The organism is Thiocapsa sp. (assembly GCF_011390875.1).
GTDB lineage: Bacteria > Pseudomonadota > Gammaproteobacteria > Chromatiales > Chromatiaceae > Thiocapsa.
In genome coordinates, this window is record NZ_JAABRP010000102.1 from 1 (window position 1) to 3,463 (window position 3,463).

Annotated in this window: 4 protein-coding genes; all 4 read left to right on the plus strand. The window is 65.7% G+C overall.

Going from position 1 to position 3,463, the window contains the following annotated elements; translation table 11 throughout:
• A partial coding sequence (locus tag GPT33_RS09890) for a helicase-related protein (protein WP_296808130.1) occupies positions 1-816 on the plus strand: 816 nt, incomplete at its 5' end.
• Positions 817-882: 66 nt separating this feature from the next.
• Positions 883-1,323: a DUF29 domain-containing protein gene (locus GPT33_RS09895; protein WP_296808133.1), complete on the plus strand. Its 441-nt coding sequence runs from the start codon at positions 883-885 to the stop codon at positions 1,321-1,323.
• Positions 1,324-1,843: 520 nt separating this feature from the next.
• Positions 1,844-2,551 (plus strand): biliverdin-producing heme oxygenase, encoded by a 708-nt coding sequence (locus GPT33_RS09900; protein ID WP_296808136.1) that lies wholly within the window; start codon positions 1,844-1,846, stop codon positions 2,549-2,551.
• Entirely contained in the window at positions 2,551-3,381 is an 831-nt protein-coding gene (gene mtgA / locus GPT33_RS09905; RefSeq protein ID WP_296808139.1) for a monofunctional biosynthetic peptidoglycan transglycosylase, read from the plus strand. The genes GPT33_RS09900 and mtgA overlap by 1 nt, the downstream gene beginning before the upstream one ends.
• Positions 3,382-3,463: the final 82 nt, after the last annotated feature.

Below are 3,463 nucleotides of genomic sequence, written 5' to 3' on the forward strand. Positions count from 1 at the left end.
GACTACGAGATTCAGCACTCGGGCGCCGTGGTCGAGCAGGTGGTCCGGCCCACCGGGCTAGTGGATCCGGAGGTCGAGGTCCGCCCCGCCCTGACACAGGTCGACGATCTGCTCTCGGAGATCGGGCTGCGGGTCGCCGTCGGCGAGCGGGTGCTGGTCACCACGCTCACCAAGCGGATGGCCGAGGACCTGACCGAGTATCTCAACGAACACGGCGTAAAGGTCCGCTATCTGCACTCGGACATCGACACGGTCGAGCGGGTCGAGATCATCCGGGATCTGCGTTTGGGCGAGTTCGACGTCCTGGTCGGCATCAATCTGCTGCGCGAGGGGCTCGACATGCCGGAGGTCTCGCTGGTCGCCATCCTGGATGCCGACAAGGAAGGTTTCCTGCGCTCGGAAGGCTCCTTGATCCAGACCATCGGGCGAGCCGCGCGCAACGCCAACGGCAAGGCGATCCTCTATGCCGACCGCATCACCGGCTCCATGGAGCGCGCGATCGGCGAGACCGAGCGGCGCCGCGCCAAGCAGATCCTTCACAACACCGCCGAGGGCATCACGCCTCAGACGATCCGCAAGGCGGTCGCCGACATCCTTGAGGGGGCCATCCCGGGCGCACCCATGAAGGCGCGCCAGTATGCCAAGGTCGCCGAGGAGATCATCGAATACGCCAGCCTGACGCCGCAACAGATGTCCAAGAAGCTCAAGGCATTGGAAAAGACCATGTACCAGCACGCGAAGAACCTCGAGTTCGAGCAGGCCGCCGCCGTCCGGGATAAGATCAAGGAGTTGCAGGGGCGCGGGCTTGCGGCCTAACGTTTTGGGTTGAACTCGAGGCACCGGGCACTCGACCCGGCCCCGTACGTTTACCGGGAGTTGCCGATGCCGAAAAACGATCTTTACGACGCCGATATCGTCGCCTGGGCCGAACAACAGGCGCACTGGCTGAGGGCCGGCGCATTGGAACGGCTCGATCTCGAGCATCTCGCGGAGGAGATCGAAGACGTAGGTAAGCGTGAACAACGCGAGCTGGCCAGTCGCCTGTCGCTCCTGCTTGCCCACCTGCTCAAGTGGAAATTCCAGCCGGAGCGTCGCGGCAGCAGTTGGCAGCGCACGATCCGCGAGCAGCGCCGAGCCATCAAGGCCAGACTCGACCGAACCCCCAGTCTCGAGGCCATGTTGCGCGACGCGACTTGGCTGGACGAGATCTGGGCGGACGCGGTTGCCGACGCCGTCGGCGAGACGGGGCTCTCGGCATTCCCGGACGACTGTCCGTGGCGGCTGGCCGACGTGCTCGAGGTGGATTGGCTGCCCCCCGAGTGAGACTCGTCGCGCCGGAACGCGCCAGCCATCATCGGGGGTCAGCTCAGGACCCCTCGGGTGCCATGCCCCGGCCGACCGATCGCAGGGCAGACCGAAGGACTCGGCGCGTCTGTCACAGGTTGCTTGGGCTTGCGTCGAGGCCGGACCACGCGGGAGCGACGTCCGGGGCGTTGCGGCTGGATTCGCGTGCGCCGTGGCCGCCCGTCGGCTTCGTCGGGAGCGCGCTCGACGACCATGCACACAAGGCTCAAGATCACGAAGAGACCGGAAAGGCACAGCAGGATGACAAAGAGGTCGGCAAGGGCGTTCATCGTCGGCTCCGTGGGGTTTGCACTGGACGGAACCACAGCATGCCGCGAGGGGTGGCTCAAAACGTGAGCCCGCGGACGCGGATGCTCGACCGCTCGTCGGCCGGACACCTTCGGCGTCGCGCCGAACGACGGTTCGGTGTTTTTCAGGGAGAGCAAGGACGGGTGTTAGACTGGCCGCGAGCGCAGAGCGCAGCGAGCCCGAAATATTCATGCACGAAATCCACGACACGACACAACCAGCGACCTCCGCGCGACTGGCGATCCTCTTGCGCCGCGCGACGGCCGAGACACATGAGGCGGTCGAACGCTTGCCCTTGATGACCCGACTCACGTCGCCGACCGTCACCCGCGAAGACTATCTCGATTATCTGCAGGCCTTGGCCGAGGTTTACGCGGCCCTGGAAGGCAGCCTGCTCGACGCCCTGGACGAGGAGATCCGCAACGACCTGGGGGTTCGGCCCAAGCTGCCGGCGATCCTCGAGGATCTTGCCGAGCAGGGTCAGCCGCACATTCCGCGCACATCGACGCAGCTCGCCCCGGCCGGGTCGGGTGCCGCGCTCGGCGGTCTCTATGTCCTGGAGGGTGCAACGCTCGGCGGTCGGGTGATTGCGAAACATCTGCGCCGCTGTCTCGGTCAGGCGTTGGGCTCGACCGGTTTCCTCGACTTTCACGGAGAGCAATCCTCGGCGGCCTGGAAACGCTTCGCGAGCGTGCTCGACAGCCTGCCGGCGCACGGTCGGATGGATCCGGCCGAGGTGGTTTCGGGCGCCCGAGCGACCTTCATGGCAGTTCATCGAATGCTCGAAAGCGCTGGCGCGCGGAACGCACCCGCCCCGGCCGATCGTGATCCAGTGGGCACGCAGTGCCCGGCGCGGAGACACTTGGCGGACGCGGTTCCAACCATCCCCGAGGATTGATGAAGGACGACAAACAAGGTCCGGCGGCAGCCGGGGCGGATCACGGGGTCAAGAACGGACCCCGGACGACGTCCCGCGAACTGTTGTCGCGACCGCGTGCCTTCCGCATCGAGCCCATCGGCCATAACCGACACCCGCTGAACCGCGTCGGTCGATTCCTGCTCAAGGGGCTCGGCAATCTGGTGCTGCTCTCGGTGGTGCTGGTCTTGACGCTACGTTGGCTCGACCCGCCGGCGTCCGCCTTCATGCTGCGGCACGCCTATAATCTTTGGCGGCTCGATCAGTCGCCACCCTACTATCATCAAACCTGGGTTCCCTGGGATCGGATCTCGCTGCCGGCACGTCTGGCGGCCATCGCCGGCGAGGACCAGCGTTTTCCGAGCCACCAGGGGTTCGACCTGATCGAGATCCGCCTAGCCTGGGCCGACTACAAAAACGGCGGGCGCCTGCGCGGGGCCAGCACCATCACCCAGCAGGCGGCAAAGAACCTCTTTCTCTGGCCGCGCTCGGATCTGCCGCGCAAGCTGCTCGAGGCTTGGTTCGCGCTGCTGATGGAAATCCTATGGCCGAAGGAGCGCATCCTCGAGGTTTATCTGAACATCGTGCAGTTCAGCCCCAACACCTACGGAATCGGCGCAGCCAGCCTGCGCTATTTCGATCGGCCGGCGAGCGAGCTCACGATGCGCGAGGCATCGCTCCTGATCGGCGTGCTGCCTGCGCCCGGACATTATCGTTTGGATAAGCCATCGGAACGCTTGGAGCAACGCGCGGCCTGGATCAGCGACCAGGCGAGCCGACTCGGCGGGACACGGTACCTGGACCGGCTTTAAACCGCGCCCGGCGCGATATGCGTAGTGTGTTGGATTGGCTTGGCCGCGCCGGCTCCGACGACCGTCGGAGCCGGCGGGGTTT